Genomic DNA, 20,724 nt, shown 5'->3' on the forward strand with positions numbered 1-20,724 from the left:
TACAGAAATACTTCAATCAGATATTCACTCTTGCGACGAGCCTTCGAGCTTCTTTACCCTTGCTGAAAGGGCGGTCAGCTTCTTTTCGAGCTTTTCAACTTCCTCTCTCGTCGGTATATTCATCTTCTCAAGGGTTTTGTTGACGAGCTCAGTCAAACTTTTTGATAAGGTCTCCCCGCTCTTCCCTGCCTTGTCTGACCATTCTTTTACAAGTTTTGATCCCTGCGATTCGCTGAGCTCTCCCTTTTTGACCAACTCGTCGATCAACTCTTTCACCTTTTCAGGAACGCCCAATCCTGCCATCAAAGCCTTGTGCAAAACTTCATTAATAGTCATTTGCCCTCCTCCTTTTTATTGGTAGATAGTAGTCAGTAGTAAGTAGAAAGGGGCATCTTCCCCATAGCTACTAACTACTATCTACTAACTACCGTTTTCTTAATTATCTCAACCACCGCTCCAACTGCCTTATCAATTGCCTCTACGTCTTTTGTTCCGCCCTGCGCCATGTCGGCCCTGCCGCCGCCCTTTCCGCCGGTGACTGCTTTTAAAATTTCACCTGCGTTAAAACGCGGGGTCAGGTCCTTCGTGACCGCTGAAACGTAAAAAGCCTGCCCGTCAAGCGCGGAGGCAAGCAGGATTATGCCTGAACCGATCTTGTTCTTTAAACCATCGGCGAGGTCGCGTAAACCTTTCATATCAAACCCGTCGATCCTGTGAGAGAGCACCTTTATATTGTCTATTGAAACTGCTCTTTCAAGAATACCTTCTACTTTGCCCTTGACTGATTTCTGCTTGAATTTATCAAGCTCCTTTTCATTCTGTTTTAAGTCACTGATGATCTTCTCCACTCTTTCCGAGACCTTCTGTTCAGGGACTTTGAGCAGGGCAGCGGCCTTTCTTAATTCTTTTTCTCTGATCTTGTAAAACTCAATTGACTGCAAACCCGTCACAGCCTCTATCCTGCGGATTCCCGCCGCAACGCTTCCCTCGGAGATTATCTTGAAGGGGCCTATCTCTCCCGTAGAGTCACAGTGAGTGCCTCCGCAAAGCTCCGCGGAAAAATCCCCAGCCTTAATGACCCTCACGGTCTCGCCGTATTTTTCGCCGAAGAGCGCGGTGACGCCTTTTGAGATAGCGTCATCGAGGGTTGTAGTTGATTTTTCGACTGTCAGATTTTCGAGTATCTTTTCATTTATGATCTCCTCCACCTCTTCGCGCTCTCTTTCTTCCATCGCGTAAAAATGGGTGAAGTCGAACCTGAGCCTGTCCGGCGCAACGAGCGAGCCGGCCTGTTTGATATGGTCTCCGAGGACTGCCCTGAGTGCGGATTGAAGGAGATGCGTTGCGGTGTGGTTGCGCATGATGGCCCTTCTTCTGTCTGCATCAACTGCCGCTGAGACCGTCATTCCCTTTCTGATAATTCCCTTTCTTACTACCGTATTATGAATAAGTATATCACTGAATTTTTTTGTGTCCAGCACGTCAATCTTCAGTCCGTCTGCTTTTATAATTCCCTTATCACCGACCTGCCCTCCCGATTCCCCGTAGAACGGGGTCTTGTCCAGGATGATCTCAGCCTCTTCACCTTCACGCGCCTCATCCGAAAGCGCGCCGTTTTTTATGATAGCGGTGACAACGCTGTCTGACCTCAATGTCTCGTAACCGAGGAATTGTGTAGGGCCCGACTGTTTTTTGATCTCGCGGTAGACGCCCGTTACTTCTTCTTCTCCGACCCATGAAGCGCGCGCGCGCGTCTTCTGGACCTCCATTTCATCATTAAAAGCCTTCAGGTCTATTCTGAGTTTGTTGTCCTCAGCGATGTCCTGAGCGAGGTCTATGGGGAATCCGAATGTGTCGTATAACTTAAAAAGCTCCGCGCCGGGTATCGTGTCTTTGCCGGATGACTTGAGGTCACCCATCAGCTTGTTCAATATATCCATGCCGGAAGAAAGTGTGTGCGCAAACCTCTCCTCTTCCAGCTTCAGGATCTTTTTGCTCCGCTCGGTGTTCTCAAGGATTTCAGGATAAGGCCCTGACATGGTCTCAAAGACCGTATCCAGTAAATTGCAGAGGAACGGTTCCTGAATGCCAAGCATAAAGCCGTGCCTCGCCGCCCTCCTGATTATCCTCCTCAGCACATATCCCCTGCCTTCGTTTGAGGGGAACAGGCCTTCTGAAATAACAAAGGCCGCTGACCGGATATGGTCCGCGATCACCCGCATTGAAACATTGGTCACAGGGTCGATGCCGTACTTTTTCCCGGAAATTTTTTCAACGGTTTTAATAATAGGCATAAAGAGGTCACTGTCAAAATTATTGTGCTTGCCCTGAAGCACTGCCGATAACCTTTCCAGGCCCATCCCGGTATCAATGCTCGGCCTGGGCAGCGGGGTCAATTTCCCGGATGAATCCCTGTTGTACTGCATGAAGACCAGGTTCCATATCTCAAGATACCTGTCGCAGTCGCATCCGACCGTGCAGGTGGATTTACCGCAGCCCATCTCAGGCCCCTGGTCGATCAATATCTCAGAGCACGGCCCGCACGGCCCGGTGTCCCCCATCTGCCAGAAGTTGTCCTTTTCGCCAAGCCTGTAGATCATCTTTGCCGGAATGCCCACATGGTCCTTCCAGATCTCAGCAGCTTCATCGTCTTTTTCATAGACGGTAATGTAGAGTTTGTCCGCAGGCAGCTTGAACCTCTCAGTCAATAATTCCCACGCCCACGCTGCCGCCTCTTTCTTGAAATAATCACCGAAGGAAAAATTTCCAAGCATCTCAAAGAACGTATGATGCCGCGCGGTCCTTCCGACATTCTCAAGGTCATTGTGCTTGCCGCCTGCGCGGAGACATTTCTGCACAGTCACCGCCCTCTTGTACGGCCTGCTCTCTTCACCAAGGAATACGGACTTGAACTGCACCATTCCCGCGTTGGTAAAAAGCAGTGTCGGATCATCCTTCGGCAAAAGAGGAGAACTCGAAACTATCTCGTGCCCCTTTTCCTTGAAGAAATCCAAAAACAGTTGTCTTATCTTTTTGCTTTCCATAATTATTGATGCCGTTATTTGTAAAGCTTCATAACACTAATCCGTCATGCCCGAAGTTCTTAATCGGGCATCCAGAAAAATCAAGACTGGATTCCGGCTTAAGGACTGCTGGAATGACAGACAAACAGAGTTTATGGATAAAATAAATTCTGTCGTTAAGAAACTTCGTTATATGATACTGTATTATATCAATTAATGTATAGATTTCGAGGCGCTTCTTCCCCTCAGGTTTAAGGGAAATTTTAAAGGTCAGCGAAAACCCATGATACTCATCCACCCCCCGGTTGCAAAACCCTGTGAACCTCCTGCCGGACTGGCAAAGCTTTCAGGCGCGCTAAAGCTGAATAACGTTAAGCATGAAGTTCTTGATGCTAATCTTGAAACCCTACTTTACGTGATCGAACGCTCGCAATCGCAGACTTTTAATTCGCATGACAAATGGACGGCGCGCGCACTGCGCAATCTTGATAAGAATCATGCCTCAATGAAAGATTGGCGGATCTATCATTCCATCGACCGTTACAAACGCGCTGTGATTGATTTGAACCGCGCTATTGAGATGTCCGTTGATAACGGTTTCACTCTCAGTCTTGCGGACCTTCATCATCAGGAACTTTCTCCCCTAAGAAGCAATGACCTCATCAGAGCTGCTGAGCGCCCTGAGCAAAATCCATTTTATCCGTATTTCAAAGAACGACTTCTGGAGCTTGTCCAGAAAAGAAGTTCCACAGTAGTCGGCTTTTCCCTGAATTATCTAAGCCAGGCGCTCTGCACTTTTGCGATGGCTGGTTTTTTAAGAAAAGAATTTCCCGGCATTACCATCATCCTCGGTGGAGGGCTTGTGACCTCATGGAGGAGAAATCCGAATTGGGAAAATCCGTTCAGAGGATTGGTGGACCACCTCGTTGCCGGGCCGGGGGAAAATCAGTTGCTTTCAATTTTGGGTATCAATAATGTTCAGGAAGAAAATTTCACGCCGGATTATGGTTCCCTGCCTTTAAACGATTACCTGTCTCCGGGTTTTATTTTACCGTACAGCGCCTCAAGCGGATGCTACTGGAACAAATGTTCCTTCTGTCCTGAAAGGGCGGAGGACAATCCGTACATTCCTTTGCCGGTTGAAAGAGTGACGAATGAACTCAATGCGCTGATTGCGAAGACAAACCCTGTCATGGTCCACCTGCTGGATAATTCCGTGAGCGAGAAACTTTTAAAAAGACTCGCAGGTAATCCGTTAAATGTTCCATGGTACGGCTTCGCGCGGATCAGTGAACTTTTGACGAACATTGATTTTTGCATGGCTTTAAAAAAATCCGGTTGCGTGATGCTCAAGCTCGGACTCGAATCAGGCGACCAGCGAGTGCTTGACCGGATGCAGAAGGGAATTAATATTGAGACGGCCTCCCTCGCTTTAAAGACGCTGAGACGGGCGGGGATCGCCGCTTACGTCTATCTCCTCTTCGGCACCCCGGCAGAGACATTGGATGAGGCGCGAAAGACACTTGAGTTTGTCGTCGGTCATAAGGACGAGATAAGTTTTCTGAACCTCGCGGTGTTCAATATGCCAGTCTGCGGGCCTGAAGCGGGAAAATTTGAGACCGGCAGTTTTTACGAAGGTGACCTTTCCCTCTACACGGACTTTTCACATCCAAATGGCTGGGACAGAAAGAACGTGAGGCGGTTCCTTGATAACGAGTTCAAAAAGAACAAAGCGGTTTCAGAAATACTGAAAAACGACCCTCCGGTATTTACCTCCAATCACGCCCCTTTTTTCGCGATGAACCATCGTTCATAATTTCTTCAAATGTTTTATTTATTCTTTAGTCAAAGAACATAAATAAAATCTTAAAAGCAAAAAGGAGGACACATGAAAAGAACAGGACTTGTTGCACTATTTGCCGGGATCGTCTCTCTTGGATTCAGCGCAGCCCCTGCCGTAAGCAACGCAGGAGTAAATGTTAACATCGGATTCTATCCTCCGCCATTTGTAATCCCCGCGCCTCCGCCAATGTTCATGCCGCCCGCGCCGCCTGCTGTAGTAGTGATACCGGGAACGGAAGTATATTACTCCCCGAATGTCGAGGAGGACATCTACTTTTACCGCGGCAACTGGTACCGCCCCTATGCCGGACGCTGGTACAGGGCGAGAGGATACAACGGACCGTGGGTGTATTTAGTCCCGGGACGAGTGCCCCGTATGCTTGTATCCATGCCCCCGGACTACTATGCGCCGCCGCGTTATTATTCACCTTACAGACACGATAACAGGCGCAGGGAATGGAGGAGACATTATGATGATGACAGGGACGATTAGTCCACATCATTCATGGTGAACTCTGTTCAATGGTTACTGAAATGAAAGGCTGCGGAAGAATCTTCTATACGACACCTTTAAAAAGCAGAGAGCAAAGAGCGGAGGGCGTAAAGTTAAAAGCATGAATACTATTTGCTCTTCTGGAGCAGGCTTTCATTTCGAATTGTACATATATCGAATCTGCATGTACTGCAAGAGCATATTAAGCACCACAAGCGCAAGCTTGGGTTTTCTGGAAAGCGCGGCCCTCACCTTACTCCACATTGCGGCCTCTTCCGGGCCCATGCGTTTGAGATCAGACATAAGTCTCATGGTGTCTATCTCCACTGAACGCCCCCTGAGTTGAACGAGCATCCCGGATTCTTTTGTCGAATTGGGGACCGCGGCTTTTTCAATGAAGCGCATCAACCTCTCTGTGAACGCGCCCGGCTCATAGAGCCTTGCGCAGAGTTCATTGATCCCGCTGAGCAGTTGCTCACGTTTCATCCCATGAGGAATAATATTTGTGTCCCAGGGCGCCATAGTCGCAATGCCAGCCTCTCCCGGAAGTATCCTGCCGTCAGCAGCCAGCCTTTCATACAGCGGTGTCCCCGCAGGCGCAACAAGAGCGCCAAGACTAAATATAGGAATCGGGACTGATTGGGCAAATTCATATTGCCTGGCAAATATATCCGGATCGTCCGAGTCAAATCCGACAATCATGCCTGCCATGACCCCTATCCCGCTGTTTAAGAAGCGCTCAATCTGTACTGTCAGGTTGTTCCTGAGATTCTGGTTCTTGCCGGATTGCCTGAGGCTGTCCTCGTTCGGTGTTTCAATGCCGATGAAGACATAGATCATACCTGCTTCAGCGCACATGCGCAGTAATTCTTCGTCCGCTGCGGAATCAATCGAAACCTGTGTTACGAAACTCACCGACCCATCCTTCTGCCGCAAATTCCAGTTGCGCAATTCCCTCAGCAGTTCCTTTGCATGTTGCCGGTTGGCAGTGAAGTTATCATCCGCAAAGAAGACCATGCGGTATCCATATTTATAAAGGTCATCAAGCTCGCTTAAGATTTGCTGAATGGGTTTGTGCCTCTGTGTACGGCCGACATACTGAATGGTATCGCAGAACTCGCACTGAAATGGACATCCGCGCGACGTCTGGACTATTCCAAGCAGGGCCCGGTCATTTGGATAGAGGTCCCATCTGGGCATAACAGGGGAAGAGAACTTGGACCTTTGCCCGGTGTATTCTTTCTTCCAGTTGCCGGACCGCAGATCGGCAAACAGCGTGACAGACACTTCCTCTGTTTCACCTTTCACAAGAATGTCGCAATGCGGCCGGACCACTTCAGGAGAAAGAGAAGCAAATGGCCCCCCAATGATGACGATCTTTCCGCGCCTCCTGAATTCCTTCGCGATTGCCGCCATACGCCCCCACTGATTGACCTTTCCTGTTATCCCCACGAAGTCAGCGGATATATCAAAATCCACGGGAGAAATATTTTCGTCAACGAGGGTCACATTAAAATCAGAAGGCGCCATTCCAGCGATCGTGACCACGGCAAGGTCTGCCACAAGCGCAGCGGGGCTGTAACCGCCTGCCATCAGCGCCTCAACACTATAATAAGTGGGAAATGTCGAAGCAGGATTGATCAGATAAAGAGACGGTTTATTTGTCACAGTTAAATTGCTCGACGTGGTATTGTGCCTGGATTTATTTTTTCGTACTTGAAAAAAAGATTACCACAACACTTTGGACATATGCAAACCGGTTTTAATTTTGATACGGACAATAAAGCTACTTTTTCTCAAACAGCTTCTTGTATTCCCCGTAGCCTTCCTTGTCCAAATCTTCTTTGGGGATAAAGCGGAGCGCTGCGGAATTCAGGCAATAGCGAAGTCCGGTCGGTTTCGGCCCGTCGTCAAAGACATGCCCCAGGTGTGAATCGCCGTGGCTGCTCTTCACTTCTGTCCTCCGCATGAAGAAGCCCCTGTCCTCGCGCTCAACAACATTGCGGGGCTCAAGAGGCCTTGTAAAGCTCGGCCAGCCTGTGCCTGAATCGAACTTGTCAGCGGAGCTGAAGAGCGGCTCGCCGCTGACAACATCAACATATATTCCTTCGTGATGATTGTCCCAGTACTCATTATCGAAGGCCCGTTCAGTGCCTCCTTCCTGCGTGACATTATATTGAAGCGGGGTCAGCTTTTTCTTCAGCTCTTCCTTAGGCGGCTTCGTGAATCTCTTTGTTCCTGCGGGCTTGGCACTGTCACCCCATAACTTTTGAATAAATGCCTCCCTGCCCGATCCGGTCTTGTAGAGATTGTAGCTTGTTGAATTTTTTACGTAGTATTTTTGGTGGTAGTCTTCAGCCGGGTAAAATTCTGAGGCGGGAACAATTTCGGTTACAATGGGTTTTGAGAATTTTCCCGATTTTCCCAGCGCTTCTTTTGAGGCAAGCGCGAGACGCCTCTGTTCTTCATTATGGTAAAAGATCGCAGTCCTGTATTGCGTCCCGCTGTCGGCAAACTGCCGGTTGAGTGTAGTCGGGTCTATGCTCTGCCAGAAGATGTCAAGCAGTTCCTCATAGCCTGTCAGGGCCGGATTATACAGGATCTCTACTGCCTCGGCATGTCCGGTCGTGCCTGAGCTGACCTCTTCATAAGTGGGGGCCTTCGTATGTCCTCCGGTGTAACCGACCCTTGTGGAGACGACCCCGTTGAGTTTATCGTAAGGCGGCTGCATGCACCAGAAACACCCTCCTGCAAAGGTGGCCCTTTCAAGTCCTGCGGAAGGGGTCTGCGCGCCTTCCTTTTCTTTATTCCCGATGATAGCCATAGTTATCACTCCTGTTAATATTATAAGTGAAAAAACAATGAGAGCTTTTTTCATATCTTCATTTTACACCCCATCCTTGAAGAAATTGTGAAGCAGCTTCTGAATTCGGGGCAAGTATGACGGATTTTTCTGTCTTCTGTCTTCTGTCACCTGTCTTCTGTATTCTGCCTGCATACTGTTATAATCTCTGGATGAAAAAGATAATATTCCTGCTTGCTTTATTGTTACTCCCATCTGTCAGTTCCGCTTCTGACGCCGACAGGGTATTCAGGGAAAACCAGAAGTCCATTGTGGTTGTTACGGCGTATAACAACAAAGGCCAGCAGCTTACCGAGGGGACGGGATTTATCGCAAGCGCGGACGGCCTGATAATTACAAACTACCATGTGATAGGCATTGCAAAGGATGTAAAGGTAAAGGCCGGCAGCAGGGCGCTGGATGTTGAGGGCGTGACCTACGCCGACAAAGATAATGACTTTGTGATACTCAAGGTAAAAGGAAAAAATTTACCGGCCGTGAAACTCGGAGATGCCGGGAAGATAGATCCAGGCGCGAAGATCTATATCATTAGCAGCTCGGAAGATTCCGGCAACGTGATCTCTGAAGGGTCATTCAGAAAGATGAGAACAATTTCCCCGGGAAGAGAGGTTGTTGAGATCACCGCCCCTGTCTCGCACGGAAGCAGCGGCAGCCCTTTATTTAACAGCAACGGTGAAGTTGTCGGCATCACGACATTTCTGATCAGGAGGAGCGAGAACATTATTCTTGCGATGCCCTCTGACCTGTTGAGAGACAAGCTGCGGGCCGGGGGAAAGACCACCCCGATAAGCAGCATAATAAAAAATTACCGGAATTCTGCGGAGTACTGGTTCTATCTTGGTTATTACCTCTCGGAGGCAGGCGCGGACAAGGAGGCGGCAGGTGTGTTCAAAGAGGCGATACGGCTTAAGCGCAATTTTGCCGAGGCATACTATTACCGCGGCGCGGCAAATGAAAAGCTGGGAAAGTATAAAGAGGCCGCTCGGGATTTCAAAGAGGCGATAAGATCAAAGGCTGATTTTACTGACGCGCATTGCAGCCTTGGTGTCACATATGGAAAGCTCGGCATGTACAAAGAGGCAGTGGAAGTTTTAAAGCAGGCTGTAAGGCTTGAGCCTGATTTTGCCGACGCATATTACAATCTTGGCGTCGCATACAGCAAACTCGGCATGTACAGGGAAGGAATCGAGGCAGGCAGAAAGGCCGTCAGCCTGAAACCCGATTTTGCTGACGCATATTACAACCTCGGCATTGCCTATGAAAAATCAGGCGGCTACAAAGATGCTGCTGCTGCCTTTCAAAAGGTCTTAAAATTCAAACCTGATTACGCTGAGGCCCATTACAATCTCGGGATTGTGTACTTATTATTGAACGATAAAGGCGCTGCCCTTGAAAGATATAAAACGCTGAAGTCCCTTAACAATGACTTGGCAAATAAATTATTCAGCCTGATCAACAAAAGCTGATCAGATCCCAAGCGCAGAAGCAATAGCGGTATGCAATTTATCAGCCTCAACACGGTCCCCTAACGTACCGACCCTTATGCCGATAGACGTCACTTTCTGTCCCATGTCTCTTAATGCGATTACAACCTTTGCCCCGTCGCTCCTGACGGCGTTTATCTTTCCGTTTCTTCCTTCGTTTGAGCTGTCCGATATGCTGATCTTGAGGTTGCTCAACTCGGTGTTGGCCGCGTCCCACGCCTTTGTGTATTCAACCGGGTATTCTTTTATCAAAAGGCCGTCTACATACTTGTATGCCAAAACTCCTGCCCCGGCGCCGACGCCTACAAGCGCTAATTCACACCCGTAAACGAAAAACAAAACGCACACTGCAAATAATAAATTCCTGATCTTTTTCATTCTTCCTCCCGTGAGTTTAGAATATTAAATATAACACTGCATAAATTTACACGAAAGCTTTCGTTGATTGCAATATGTAATCTTTGCGGACCTGAATTAACCGGGTATTGCCTGAAACCCGTTATGGTAAAATGAACCCATGCTGATTTTGCCTTTTACGGAAAAAAAATCCCGGGACATTTTTAAAAGGGCTTTAGACGTTCTTAAGAGCGGCGGCATTATCGCGTATCCTACCGAAAGCTTTTACGCGCTCGGGGTCCTGGCCGCGGATGAATCTGCTATCAAAAAATTGTTTGAGCTGAAAAAAAGACCTGTAGGCAAACCGCTGCCGGTAATCGTTGGCGATATGGACACGCTCAAATCTGTCGTGGAAAATATCCCGGCCAACGCTGGAAATTTGATAAAGAAATGCTGGCCCGGGCCGCTGACCATGATATTTAAGGCAAAGGGCAACGTCCCTTTTTTGCTGACCGGGGGAAGCGGAAAGGTCGCAGTGAGAATACCGGGCGAAAGCGTTGCCCTTCATCTGACAAGGGCGTTGAAGCTGCCTGTCACCTCCACCAGCGCAAATCCATCCGGGGAGCGGCCCGCGGAAGATCCGGGTGCGATCATGAAATATTTCGGTGATAAAATAGATTTGATTATTGACGGGGGGAAAGCGCCGGGCGGAAGGCCTTCCACGATTGTCGACGTTACTCTTGAGCCTCCAGTGGTTTTAAGAGAGGGGCGCATAGCTTTAAATGATTGATACCAACTCGGGTTAAAAATCAATTCATGTATGAAAAAAATACTCCTCATCATACTTTTAGTAATTGTCATTCTCTCGATCTCTCTCATTGCCTTCATAAAGAGCCCCGCATTTATAAAAACTGCTACGAGCTTTATCAATAGCCATACAAGCCTGCGCGTGGAGATAGGCGATCTGTCTTTCGTGGAAGGGCACCGAATGGTGATTAACGGCCTTCTGATAGAAGAGAAAAAGAAGGAGGGTTTCCGCCTCATCCTGCCGCACTCGGAGATCAGCGCAAGTCTAAGGGGCATCCTCAGAAAAAACATTGACGATATCGTTCTTGTAAAGCCCAGGATCTCAGTCGCGTATAAAAAAGAGGGGAAAGGCAAAGTATCACTGCCGTTCACCTTCAACAGGATGTCCGTCAGTGATGCCGATGTGATGATTCAAGTAGAAAAGGATGGGGCGTTTCATATCAGCGCAATAACAATTTCGCTGAACAAAACAGCAGATGAGAAAATATCGTTTTTGTCCGGCAGCGCTTTTGTCGACGAACTGGATTCGAAGATATCTTTAACAGCGGATATCGACACTGAAAAATTCAGCTTCAACAAGGCGCGGATAGAGGTCTCGCCAATAGACCTGCAAAGTCTTTCCTCTAAACACCCTCTGCCGTTTTTCAAAGACAAAGAGTTGAAAGGTTCCGGCAGGATCACAGTTGACATGGAAAGAGACAATTATGACGGAGGGGAGAAAATTAAGTACAAGACATCGGCGTTTATTGAAAATTTCCTGTTCCATTCTAAGGAACTGAACATCAATTTAAAAGACAGGCCTCTCGAATTTGTATCTCTTGGCGCTTACAGTTCTGAAAAAGATAATATTGAAATATCGTCAATGACGGCAAGCCTTTCGCAGTTAAATTTATTAAGCCTTCAGGGGACAGTAAAACACATCTCTGCCGACAACCCTGACATCGATATTATTGCTGGATCTAAGAACATCAGCCTCAACGGGATAAAGAGCATCATCTCCGGCCCCGCAGTTGCGAAGCTCTTCGAAATAGACACGGACGGTTCCGTGGATGCGGGTGTCGTCATCTCCGGCAACCTTAAATCTCCGAAAGTCAAAGGCGAGATCTCAGCACATGGTGAGAAACTTGCCTGGAAGAATATAAGGCTCCAATCATTTGCAATGAGATGCCCTTTTGAATATGAAAAGGGATCTCTTGCAGTAAAAGGCGCATCTATGAGTGCCGCGGAATCCGCTTATCGCAGCCGGCCTGACAAAAAATATATTGGAAGATTGCAAAACATAAAATTTTTCATCCCTTCTTTTACATACATGAACTCGATGCTTACGGCAAAAAATGTTCAGGTACGCGCTGACAGGGCGATTTATTACAATGGCAAAGAATATGAGGAGAAGGGAATTTCAGTTGACGGCTCCATCGAAGGGGACCTCGCCAATCATCAGTTCAAGGTCAAAGACCTGCTGATTGAAACCGGGTTTTTTAAACGGGTGACCGCTGATCTTAATTTTGTAAAAGGAAAACCTGATATTGTTGACGCGGCGCTGAACTATGACAGCATTGATATTGAGCAATTATCAAAAAAATATTTTAATGACCTTCTCAAAAAGAAAGGCCTCCGCGTAAAAGGGAGCGGCTCTTTGCAAGCCGCGTTTAAGGTGACCATCCCTGAAAATGCAGCGCCGGGCATATCGGGCACAGCCAGTTTAAATCTCACTCATGCCGGGTTTTCGTCTTCCGATGAGACCCTTGTCTGCGAGGGATTGGAAATGAAGATCTCAAATGCATTTGAATTCACATTCCCCATTAAGCAGGCAAATTTCAGGCTTGATTCTGAAGCTGGAAACTTCGAACTTTTATACGGCAAGTTTTATGGCAGCTTCAGGGACAAAGCGCTGGGCCTTTCTGCTTCGGGAAAATATACGAAGGCTGACGATTCTATCCACATCACTGAATCTAAAATGGGTCTGACCGGCATAGGGAACATACTTCTGTCCGGCATGATTTCAAATATTACGAAGTCTCCGTTATTCAACACGGACGTTCAGATTGCGGGGCTTTCAAATAAAGAGGTCCACAATTTCTTCATCCGTGAAACCTTTCAGGACCAGCTCCCGCTCCTGTCTCAACTTGAAGTAACCGGTGAAAGTTCAGCGAGGCTGAATATACAGGGCGCGCCGGACCACTTTACTGCAAGCGGCTATATTCAGGTTGCGGATATGGATATCGCGGTTAAAAGTCCCGACAACGCCGTGAAGGGGATAAACATTTTTCTTCCTCTAAATCTGTCTTATCCGAAGCCTCTTCATTCTCTAAAAGAAATACGTTTCGGCTCGATACGTATCAACGACTTTTCATGGTCGATGCTGAAATTAAAAAACATTGAGGCCTTCCCCTCTGTCTGGGACAATAACGTTGTCTTTAAAAAGGACATTGTCATCCCGGTCATGGGAGGAGACATTGTGCTGAAGGACATTATTTACGGCGGCATCTTTGCACCTGAAAAGCAGCTGCGCCTGTCGATCGACATAAAAGATATTGACCTTGATAAGGCGAGCGCCGCTTTTGGACTGCCCGAATTCAGCGGAAGGCTTTCAGGTGCTATCCCGCGAGTTACCCTCGTTCAGGACAATCTCCGCACCGAGGGCGGGATCAGCCTTGAACTCTTCGGCGGTAAAATGAGGATCGGCAATCTCTCCGTTGATAATGTCTTCGGTCCCGCCGCTTCGATTAAATCAGATATAGAATTTGAGGACATTGACCTCGGCAGGCTGACAAATACATTTGATTTCGGACATATCTCCGGGGTGGTCCGCGGAAGCGTCAGCGACCTTGTTATTTCAAACGGGCAGGCCGAACATTTTAAGGCAATGGTAGAGAGCTATAAGAAGAAAGGCGTTGACCAGAGAATTAGCGTGAACGCTCTGAAAAAGATCTCTATCCTCGGGTCAGGTTCCTCCACCTCGATCCTGGACAAAGGGATATATCAATTATTCAAGGAATACAGGTACGAAAAACTCGGGTTCAGGGCATATTTAAAAAACGATAACCTCCTGCTTACCGGCATCGAAAACGAAGGTGACAAGAGCTTTCTTGTGAAGGGCGGGCTTCTCCCGCCGAAGGTGGATGTCATCAATTATACACAGAACATCTCGTTCCAGGAAATGGTCAGCAGGCTTGAGAGGCTGAAACAGGCGGGGAAAGAATGAGATAGCGGTGGACCTGAAAATGTTTTATAATTGTGTCATAAACTTTCATCAGGAGGCAGCAATGAAAAAAAGGGTAAAGAAATCATTTTTGTATTCGCTGATATTTTTTATAACTTCTTGCGTGACCATAAACATATATTTCCCGGCGGCTGCGGTTGAAAAAGCGGCTGACAAGATCGTTGAAGATGTCTGGGGCGAACAAGGGGAAAAGCCAAAGCAGGACGAACAAAAAAAGGAAGGACCAATAAATAAGGAAGATCAGAAGAAACAGGGCGAACCCCAGAGCATGATTGATAGCCCGGTGAGATTTACGTTCTCACTGCTCGGCGCAAAACAGGCATATGCCCAGGAAGCGGACATCAATGTGACAACCCCTGCCATCAGGGCCTTGAAAGACTCCATACAGAAAAGGGCTGACTCGATCAAGCCGTTCATGGACAGCGGAAACGCGGGCCTTACCAATGACGGCCTTCTGGCCGTGCGCAGCGCCGAGGGGCTGAACTTAAAGGACAAGGCAAACCTCTCAAGGCTCGTTGAGGCGGAAAACAAAGACAGGGAGGCCCTCTATTCGGAGATCGCAAAGGCGAACAACTTTCAGCCGGACAGAATTCCTTCCATAAAAAAGATTTTTGCCGGAAGCTGGATCAAGAACGCAAGACAAGGCTGGTGGGTCCAGGACAGCGGCGGGAACTGGAAACAGAAATAGTCTAAAGGACTAATATCATGGCCTTATAAATCAGCCACGCCATGATCGCGCACATCGGAAGTGTGAGTATCCATGCCATTACTATACTTCTTGCTACACCCCACCTGACTGCCGAGGCCCTTTTCGTAGCCCCGACTCCCATTATGGTGGATGAAATTATGTGGGTCGTTGAAAGCGGCAGGCCTATTCTTGATGCTATCTCTATTATTGTGCCTGCGGACGCCTCAGCGGCAAAACCGTGAATGGGCTGAAGGTGGACAAGACGCACTCCAAGTGTTTTTATTATCCTCCAGCCGCCTATTGCAGTGCCGAGCGCCATTGCAGTAGCGCACAGAAGCATTGCCCATAACGGCACCTCGAAGACCTGAAGTTTATAATAGCTCACAAGGGCCATGGTTATTATGCCCATTGTTTTTTGGGCGTCGTTATTGCCGTGACTGAAGGCCATGTAGGCTGCCGACACTATTTGGAGCCTGTTGAAGAATGTGTTTACAAATGCAATCGGGGACCTGCCGAAAAGCCACATGAGGAACAGCATCAAAAGAAAGCCGAGGCCAAAACCAACGAGGGGTGAAACAATCAACCCTATTAAAACCTTGTATACGCCTTTCTCCATGATAACATCTGTCCCCGCCGTTGCGACTGCCGCCCCGAGTATACTCGCAAGCAGGGCATGGCTTGAAGATGTGGGAAGTCCGAAATACCATGTTATTAAGTCCCACAGTATTGCGGCCAGAAGTGCGGCGACAACAGTGGCCTGTGTGATATATGCCGCCTCCACAAGTCCTGCCCCGACCGTCTTGGCAACTGCGGTGCCTGTCAGTGCACCGAATAAATTCAATACCGCCGCCATGGAAACAGCCACTCTTGGAGACAAAACTCTTGTTGATACTGAAGTGGCGATGGCGTTTGCAGTGTCGTGAAAACCGTTTATAAAATCAAAGATTGTGGCAAGGACTATTACGCATACAAGGAGGAAATAAGTGTCATGCATGTTTAAGGACTATGCTTTCAAGAATATTTGCTACGTCTTCGCAAGTGTCGCTGGCGTCTTCAAGGTGCTCATAGACCTCTTTCCATTTGATGACTGTGATGGGATCTTTTATGTTATCAAATAATTTTACAAGCCCCTCTCTGAAGATCCTGTCTCCCCTGTTTTCGAGCCTGTTGATTTCGATGCAGTATTCCTGGATATAAGTATATTTTTTGCCTTTCAGGCAGCTGATGGCCTTTGTGATTATCTCGGTAGTTTCATGCAGGGTCTTTGCAAGCTCGACCGCCTCCGGCAAAGGGTTGTTCAACTTGAATAAGACCGCCCTGTCCGCGGAAGCCCATATTAGATCAAGCACATCATCCAGACAGCTTATGAGGGAGTGAATGTCTTCCCTGTCCAGCGGGGTAATGAAGGTCTTGTTGAGTTTTCTCATGACCTCATGAGTGAGCATGTCGCCTTCCTGCTCTGCTTCATGTATCTCTTTTGCCTTTTCAGCCGCAAAATCGAAATTCCCCATCATGTCGACAAGCGATACAGCGCCTCTGTTTACATTAAGAGCCGCTTTTTCGAACATATCGAAGAAATCAATTTCTTTAGGAAAGAACTTTTTCATCATTGCGTGTTTGATACCTGAATATGTGGTAAAAGAATACTAAAATATCGTACTAATGTCAACCGCGATGCACGCATAAAGTGCTGCCATCCGCCGCCTGAAAAGTTAACTGTCCACAAACAAAAGGCATTACAAATTTATTTAATAACTTCAAAACTCTCTATTGCAAAATGAGGGGTGAAGGGGAGGTTGACAGCGTTGCTGTTCCTCCCCTTCTTGGGTGATGAAGGGGACTGAAGGGAAACTCTGTAGCATCACTCTACAGAGGACTTATTTCATTTAAGTTAGTAACGTTTTAAAACAAAAAAAGGTCCCGCAATATGATTTAAATCATATTCAATAAGTTTTCTTTGAATAAAATTTATGTTCCCGGATTCAATAAATGATAGTTATTAGTTTATTTGATGTAATGGGTGCAGCGGAGCAGATAGGGAGTTAATTACAGATTCTTCTTGATAATATTGTAGTACATGTCCCTCTGTGCCGGCTGAAACCCTGCTGTCTTTATTGAATTGATAATATCCTGGACCGAGACCCTGTACTTCACTCCGGCTGACGCGACAACATTTTCTTCAATCATTGTTGAGCCGAAATCATTCGCTCCGAATCTCAAAGCCACCTGCGCCATCTTCAATCCCTGCGTCACCCACGACGCCTGAATGTTAGGTACATTGTCAAGATAGACGCGTGAAAGCGCCAGCACCCGGAGATAGTCAATTGCAGTAGCAGCGTGAAAGGGGTTGGGGGTTGGGGGTTGGGGGTTGGTTTTTCTTTTCTTACCAATCCCTAATCCCTGATCCCTAATCCCTAATTCAGTGTTGCCCGGCTGAAAGCTCCACGGGATAAAAGCCGTGAAACCATTTGTCCTGTCCTGCAATCTTCGTATTGCATCAAGGTGTTCTATTATGTCTTCCGGCCCTTCAACACTGCCGAACATCATTGTAGCAGTAGTCTTCATCCCGATGCGGTGCGCCTGTTCCATCACCTCAAGCCACCTGTCCTTGCCGATCTTCTTTGGGCTGATCTTTTCCCGTATCCTGTCAGAGAGGATCTCTGCCCCTCCGCCGGGGATCGAGTCAAGTCCGGCTTCATTTAAAATTTGCAAAGTCTTTTTTATGGAAAGTTCCGCCTTGTCCGCCATGTAGCAAACCTCCGGAGGTGAGAAACCGTGGATGTGGATCGGGAATTTATCCTTGATGGTCTTCAAAAGGTCAACGTAATAATTTATATCAAGCTCTGGATGGAGCCCGCCCTGAATAAGTATCTGCGTGCCGCCGAGTGAAATGGTTTCCTTTATCTTGCTGAAAAGCTTTCTCCTGCCCAAGACATAAGCATCGGGGTCATCCTTGTCCCTGTAAAATGCGCAGAACTTGCATTTGTTGATGCACACATTCGTGTAATTGATATTGCGGTCAATGATAAACGTGACTATTCCGTCAGAATGCAGCTTCTTTCTCGAACCGTCAGCCATCTGACCGAGCCCGAGAAGGTCAGCGGATTTGAGAAGGGTCAATGCCTGTTTTTTGGTTATCCTGTTCATTTTTATTAATATCTTACAGGTTTGTAAAATGAATCCCTCTCCACAGGGACCTTTCCTGCCTTTTCAATCAGATTTGTTAACTGGGCTTTAGTCAAAGCATTCCCTGAAAGCGCGCCTGCGGAGTGTGTGATCTTTTCCTCTATTATCGTGCCGTCCATGTCATCAGCCCCGAACTTGAGCGCAAGCTGTGCGATCTTCTCACCAAGCATTATCCAGTAGGCTTTTATGTGCTGGAAATTATCGAGGAAGAGTCTTGAGATCGCGATGGTCTTCAGATCATCAATGCCTGAAGTATATCCGCAAGGTTTGAGATTTGAAGGTTCCGACTTCTGACTTAATTTTGTATTCATGGGATGAAACGCAAGGGGAATGAACGCCTGGAAGCCGCCTGTCCTGTCCTGAAGCTCCCGGAGTTTCAGCATGTGTTTAACCCTGTGCTTAAGTGATTCAAGATGGCCGTACAGCATAGTGGCGTTTGTTTTGATCCCGGCATTATGAGCTGCTTCCATTACCTCAAGCCATTTTTTGCCGGAGACCTTTTCAGGACAAATTTTATTTCTCACACGAGAATCAAATATCTCCGCTCCGCCGCCCGGCATGGAATCAAGGCCCGCGTTCTTCAGCTCACGAAGAGTTTCAGGGAGCGGCAGCCCGCTTATCTTTGAGAAATAGTCTATCTCAACCGCGGTGAAGGCTTTTATGTGAATGTGCGGGAGCGCCTTCTTGATCTCCTTAAGCATCTCCACGTAGAAATCAAATTGCCAGTCAGGATGTAATCCGCCGACAATGTGGACTTCGCTGAAAGACTGCGGCATAGGGCATGGGGCATGGGGCGAAGGGTTAGTTTCTTTTGCTATATGCCCTTTGCCCTTTGCGCTAAGCTTGTTGATGATCTCTTTAATGCTAAGCTCATACGCGCCTTTTTCTCCCCTGGAGCGGCTGAAGGCGCAGAATTTACAGCGGTTCACGCAGATGTTTGTCGGATTAATGTGATGGTTCTGGATGAAGTAGGCGTTCTTCCCGTTCTTTCTTTCGGCAATAATATTCGCAAGCCTGCCGATGGTGAAGATGTCCTCGCTCTCAAAGAGCACAAGCGCGTCTTCGGTGGTCAGGCGTTTTTCAGACAGGACCTTATTTTCAATTTTCTTTAAGGACATATTTCGCTGTATTGAAGTTTAAGTAGTCAGGAAATTATAACCTAAAAAGAGAGATTAGGCATAGTCGAATAAAAAGTTCCGGTGAAGCGCCCATAGTAGTCATTCCCGTTTGTTCGGAATGACTGATTGAAAACAAAAAAACAGGATCCAGAATACATTTTGTATCCTGAATCCTGTGCCGGTCATCAAACGTTATCTTGCCATTGCTTCGAGTCTTTCAATCCTCTCTTCAATCGGCGGATGCGTGCTGAACAGTTTCATCAGCCCGCCGCCTGTAAGCGGATTGACAATGAACATATGGGCCGTTGCAGGCTGCGCCTCCATTGGTATTCTCTGTGACGCCATGTTCAGTTTCTTTAATGCGCCTGCGAGATATCTCGGATTTCCCGCGATCCTCGCGCCGCCCTCATCTGCCAAGTATTCTCTCGAACGTGATATAGCCATCTGTATGAGCATCGCCGCAATCGGGCCGACGATCATCATCACAATCGCAGCTATCGGACTTCCTCCATCATCGTCGTCGCGCCTGCCGCCTCCGAATATCATGGCCCACTGCGCCATCTGCGCGAGATAACTTATTGCGCCTGCAATTGTCGCAGCGATTGTGCTGATCAGGATGTCCCTGTGTTTTACATGAGCAAGCTCATGCCCGATAACTCCTTCAAGCTCTTCCCTGCTCAGTATCCTCATTATGCCCGTTGTCACAGCAACTGCCGCATGTTCAGGATTTCTTCCTGTGGCAAAGGCATTCGGCTGGTCCTGCTCCATTATATAAACCTTCGGCATCGGAAGTTCCGCCTTCTGCGAGAGCCTTCTTACTATTGAGTAAAGCTCAGGCGCTTCATTTTCAGTTACCTCCTTTGCCCTGTACATCTTCAACACTATCTTGTCGCTGAACCAGTAGGAAAACAGGTTTATCATCAAGGCGAATATAAGCGCCATTGTCATGCCTGATCTGCCTCCAAGCGCGGCCCCTGCCCATACAAGGACGAGCGTAAGACCGACCATCAGAGACATTGTTTTAAGTGTGTTCATTTATTTGTCCCTCCGGAAATCTCGAAATTTGATTCTATTCTAACTCAAAGTTTATGCCAAAGCAATAATCGCGATATTCCAGGTTGGAAGAGATTATTGAGGAAATAATGCGAAGTGAACAGCACGAAAAAATATAACGGAAGATCTGATTGGACCTTCCGTTATCTGGTAAGCGGTATTTTTATAATAATTTTATTTCTTTAATTTTTTTCTGTAAATGCCAAGACCTAAAAGCCCACTGCCAAGGAGTACCAGGGTGCTTGGTTCAGGGACTGTGGTACTGCCTTGAGAAGTTTCATCATGTGAAGGTGAGTCCAAGAGGCAATCATGATCGTTGTGGGAATCATGATTGCTGTCTGAGTCATGATCATTGTCTGAGTCATGATCATTGTCTGAGTCATGATCATTGTCTGAGTCATGATCGTTGTGCGAGTCATGGCCACTGTGTGAAGAGTAGTTATCAAACGATATAGACGTTCCAAAGCTAAGTACGGGTAGCAAAATGAGGCTTATAACTAATACCCCACAAATTGTAAAATGTTTTTTCATTGTTGCCTCCATATTTAATTTATTTCAAAGTTAGCGTTTCGCTTTTCCTGATTTAACTAAATGCAATATTTGTGCTT

17 protein-coding genes are annotated in these 20,724 nt (G+C 47.4%); 6 read left to right on the top strand and 11 right to left on the bottom strand.

Going from position 1 to position 20,724, the window contains the following annotated elements:
- Positions 1-24: 24 nt before the first annotated feature.
- The gene (locus HZB61_11615; protein MBI5057249.1) at positions 25-336 is read right to left on the bottom strand and encodes a phasin family protein; all 312 of its coding nucleotides are present in this window, start codon (positions 334-336) and stop codon (positions 25-27) included.
- Between the two features lie 77 nt (positions 337-413).
- Entirely contained in the window at positions 414-3,044 is a 2,631-nt protein-coding gene (gene alaS / locus HZB61_11620; GenBank protein MBI5057250.1) for an alanine--tRNA ligase, read from the bottom strand.
- A 262-nt stretch (positions 3,045-3,306) separates the two neighbouring features.
- On the opposite strand from alaS, the gene HZB61_11625 reads away from it, so the two are divergent.
- Positions 3,307-4,839: a radical SAM protein gene (locus HZB61_11625; GenBank protein ID MBI5057251.1), complete on the top strand. Its 1,533-nt coding sequence runs from the start codon at positions 3,307-3,309 to the stop codon at positions 4,837-4,839.
- A 72-nt stretch (positions 4,840-4,911) separates the two neighbouring features.
- A complete protein-coding gene (locus tag HZB61_11630; protein ID MBI5057252.1) occupies positions 4,912-5,358 on the top strand; it encodes a hypothetical protein in 447 nt (148 codons plus the stop codon).
- Between the two features lie 153 nt (positions 5,359-5,511).
- On the opposite strand, the gene HZB61_11635 is transcribed toward HZB61_11630, so the two are convergent.
- Positions 5,512-7,026 (bottom strand): radical SAM protein, encoded by a 1,515-nt coding sequence (locus HZB61_11635; protein ID MBI5057253.1) that lies wholly within the window; start codon positions 7,024-7,026, stop codon positions 5,512-5,514.
- A 118-nt stretch (positions 7,027-7,144) separates the two neighbouring features.
- A complete protein-coding gene (gene msrA, locus HZB61_11640; protein MBI5057254.1) occupies positions 7,145-8,236 on the bottom strand; it encodes a peptide-methionine (S)-S-oxide reductase MsrA in 1,092 nt (363 codons plus the stop codon).
- A gap of 62 nt (positions 8,237-8,298) precedes the next feature.
- Between msrA and HZB61_11645 the strand changes: the two genes are divergently transcribed.
- Complete coding sequence (locus HZB61_11645; GenBank protein ID MBI5057255.1) at positions 8,299-9,687, top strand: serine protease; 1,389 nt, start codon at positions 8,299-8,301, stop codon at positions 9,685-9,687.
- Here HZB61_11645 and HZB61_11650 read toward each other — a convergent pair whose 3' ends face one another.
- Complete coding sequence (locus tag HZB61_11650; protein ID MBI5057256.1) at positions 9,688-10,083, bottom strand: DUF3568 family protein; 396 nt, start codon at positions 10,081-10,083, stop codon at positions 9,688-9,690.
- Positions 10,084-10,222: 139 nt separating this feature from the next.
- Here HZB61_11650 and HZB61_11655 point away from each other — a divergent pair, with 139 nt between their 5' ends.
- The 3 genes from HZB61_11655 to HZB61_11665 all read left to right on the top strand — a co-directional run bounded on the left by HZB61_11655 (position 10,223) and on the right by HZB61_11665 (position 14,759).
- Complete coding sequence (locus tag HZB61_11655) at positions 10,223-10,831, top strand: threonylcarbamoyl-AMP synthase (GenBank protein MBI5057257.1); 609 nt, start codon at positions 10,223-10,225, stop codon at positions 10,829-10,831.
- A 30-nt stretch (positions 10,832-10,861) separates the two neighbouring features.
- The gene (locus tag HZB61_11660; protein ID MBI5057258.1) at positions 10,862-14,053 is read left to right on the top strand and encodes a hypothetical protein; all 3,192 of its coding nucleotides are present in this window, start codon (positions 10,862-10,864) and stop codon (positions 14,051-14,053) included.
- A 61-nt stretch (positions 14,054-14,114) separates the two neighbouring features.
- Positions 14,115-14,759: a YdbL family protein gene (locus HZB61_11665; protein MBI5057259.1), complete on the top strand. Its 645-nt coding sequence runs from the start codon at positions 14,115-14,117 to the stop codon at positions 14,757-14,759.
- Between the two features lies 1 nt (position 14,760).
- On the opposite strand, the gene HZB61_11670 is transcribed toward HZB61_11665, so the two are convergent.
- The 6 genes from HZB61_11670 to HZB61_11695 form a co-directional block, all read right to left on the bottom strand.
- Positions 14,761-15,753 (bottom strand): inorganic phosphate transporter, encoded by a 993-nt coding sequence (locus tag HZB61_11670; GenBank protein ID MBI5057260.1) that lies wholly within the window; start codon positions 15,751-15,753, stop codon positions 14,761-14,763.
- The gene (locus tag HZB61_11675; GenBank protein ID MBI5057261.1) at positions 15,746-16,366 is read right to left on the bottom strand and encodes a DUF47 domain-containing protein; all 621 of its coding nucleotides are present in this window, start codon (positions 16,364-16,366) and stop codon (positions 15,746-15,748) included. The genes HZB61_11670 and HZB61_11675 overlap by 8 nt, the downstream gene beginning before the upstream one ends.
- 439 nt (positions 16,367-16,805) lie before the next feature.
- On the bottom strand, positions 16,806-17,906 hold the full coding sequence (gene mqnC / locus HZB61_11680) for a dehypoxanthine futalosine cyclase (protein ID MBI5057262.1): 1,101 nt from the start codon (positions 17,904-17,906) through the stop codon (positions 16,806-16,808).
- Positions 17,907-17,911: 5 nt separating this feature from the next.
- Complete coding sequence (gene mqnE, locus HZB61_11685) at positions 17,912-19,063, bottom strand: aminofutalosine synthase MqnE (protein MBI5057263.1); 1,152 nt, start codon at positions 19,061-19,063, stop codon at positions 17,912-17,914.
- Positions 19,064-19,255: 192 nt separating this feature from the next.
- Positions 19,256-20,098: a zinc metalloprotease HtpX gene (gene htpX / locus HZB61_11690; protein ID MBI5057264.1), complete on the bottom strand. Its 843-nt coding sequence runs from the start codon at positions 20,096-20,098 to the stop codon at positions 19,256-19,258.
- A 192-nt stretch (positions 20,099-20,290) separates the two neighbouring features.
- Positions 20,291-20,647 carry a PEP-CTERM sorting domain-containing protein gene (locus HZB61_11695; GenBank protein MBI5057265.1) on the bottom strand — a complete coding sequence of 119 codons (357 nt, stop codon included), beginning with the start codon at positions 20,645-20,647 and terminating at the stop codon, positions 20,291-20,293.
- Positions 20,648-20,724: the final 77 nt, after the last annotated feature.

Source organism: Nitrospirota bacterium (genome assembly GCA_016214845.1).
Lineage (GTDB): Bacteria > Nitrospirota > Thermodesulfovibrionia > UBA6902 > UBA6902 > SURF-23.

Bases quoted from the DNA above. Each gene is read 5' to 3' on its own strand.
- HZB61_11615 (MBI5057249.1), bottom strand. From the start codon at position 336: ATGACTATTAATGAAGTTTTGCACAAGGCTTTGATGGCAGGATTGGGC.
- alaS (MBI5057250.1), bottom strand. From the start codon at position 3,044: ATGGAAAGCAAAAAGATAAGACAACTGTTTTTGGATTTCTTCAAGGAA.
- HZB61_11625 (MBI5057251.1), top strand. From the start codon at position 3,307: ATGATACTCATCCACCCCCCGGTTGCAAAACCCTGTGAACCTCCTGCC.
- HZB61_11630 (MBI5057252.1), top strand. From the start codon at position 4,912: ATGAAAAGAACAGGACTTGTTGCACTATTTGCCGGGATCGTCTCTCTT.
- msrA (MBI5057254.1), bottom strand. From the start codon at position 8,236: ATGAAAAAAGCTCTCATTGTTTTTTCACTTATAATATTAACAGGAGTG.
- HZB61_11645 (MBI5057255.1), top strand. From the start codon at position 8,299: ATGACGGATTTTTCTGTCTTCTGTCTTCTGTCACCTGTCTTCTGTATT.
- HZB61_11650 (MBI5057256.1), bottom strand. From the start codon at position 10,083: ATGAAAAAGATCAGGAATTTATTATTTGCAGTGTGCGTTTTGTTTTTC.
- HZB61_11655 (MBI5057257.1), top strand. From the start codon at position 10,223: ATGCTGATTTTGCCTTTTACGGAAAAAAAATCCCGGGACATTTTTAAA.
- HZB61_11660 (MBI5057258.1), top strand. From the start codon at position 10,862: ATGAAAAAAATACTCCTCATCATACTTTTAGTAATTGTCATTCTCTCG.
- HZB61_11665 (MBI5057259.1), top strand. From the start codon at position 14,115: ATGAAAAAAAGGGTAAAGAAATCATTTTTGTATTCGCTGATATTTTTT.
- HZB61_11670 (MBI5057260.1), bottom strand. From the start codon at position 15,753: ATGCATGACACTTATTTCCTCCTTGTATGCGTAATAGTCCTTGCCACA.
- HZB61_11675 (MBI5057261.1), bottom strand. From the start codon at position 16,366: ATGAAAAAGTTCTTTCCTAAAGAAATTGATTTCTTCGATATGTTCGAA.
- mqnC (MBI5057262.1), bottom strand. From the start codon at position 17,906: ATGAACAGGATAACCAAAAAACAGGCATTGACCCTTCTCAAATCCGCT.
- mqnE (MBI5057263.1), bottom strand. From the start codon at position 19,063: ATGTCCTTAAAGAAAATTGAAAATAAGGTCCTGTCTGAAAAACGCCTG.
- htpX (MBI5057264.1), bottom strand. From the start codon at position 20,098: ATGAACACACTTAAAACAATGTCTCTGATGGTCGGTCTTACGCTCGTC.
- HZB61_11695 (MBI5057265.1), bottom strand. From the start codon at position 20,647: ATGAAAAAACATTTTACAATTTGTGGGGTATTAGTTATAAGCCTCATT.